This window comes from Nitrincola lacisaponensis (assembly GCF_000691225.1).
Taxonomy (GTDB): domain Bacteria; phylum Pseudomonadota; class Gammaproteobacteria; order Pseudomonadales; family Balneatricaceae; genus Nitrincola; species Nitrincola lacisaponensis.
Genome location: NZ_JMSZ01000026.1, coordinates 1 through 662, shown reverse-complemented (window position 1 = coordinate 662; position 662 = coordinate 1). Strand labels below are relative to the sequence as shown.

The window sequence follows — 662 nt, the reverse complement described above, 5'->3', positions numbered from 1 at the left end:
ACGTACGCCTGACTCGTCTGTTACGGGAACTCACCATGGCCAAGGGCGATGGCCAGTACCCCAGGCTCCTGGCCAGCCTTGCCAAAGTGGATGTGCTGATCCTGGATGACTGGGGGCTTATGAAACTGAGCGCGGAAAACAGACGTGACCTGTTGGAGGTGCTGGAAGACCGGCACGGTCGGCGTTCAACTCTCGCCACCAGCCAACTCCCTATCGAAGAGTGGCATGGAGTGATAGGTGATGCCACGCTGGCGGATGCCATCCTGGATCGCCTTGTACACAATGCCTACAAGATCAATCTCAGGGGTGAATCCATGAGAAAGCGACAAGCACAGTTGACGAACACCCTCGCTTCAGAGTAACAATGACAAACCCGCGTCGCTGCGCTCCGATGGGTGGCAACCTTGCCCGGTCCGGGTGGCAGGCTTCACGTGGAATAGGTGGCAACCTTCAGCGGTTTACGCAGGCTCAAGGATCTTCTGAACAAATTGTCTAATTTGCTATTGAACAAATAGTAGACAGCCCCAATGTATCAAAGATGAAACACTCGAAGGAGAGAGCATGTCAGACAGCACTCAGAAAGATACCGTACGCGTATTAGCTCTCAATGGAGGTGGAGTTAGAGGTCTATTTACCATCTCTGTTCTAGCAGAAATCGAAAG

The 662-nt window shown here is 52.9% G+C and carries 1 protein-coding gene; it reads left to right on the top strand.

Annotation, left to right across the window (positions count from 1 at the left end):
- On the top strand, nucleotides 1-362 hold a 362-nt coding region (locus ADINL_RS09180), incomplete at its 5' end, for an ATP-binding protein (RefSeq protein ID WP_036546864.1).
- Nucleotides 363-662: the final 300 nt, after the last annotated feature.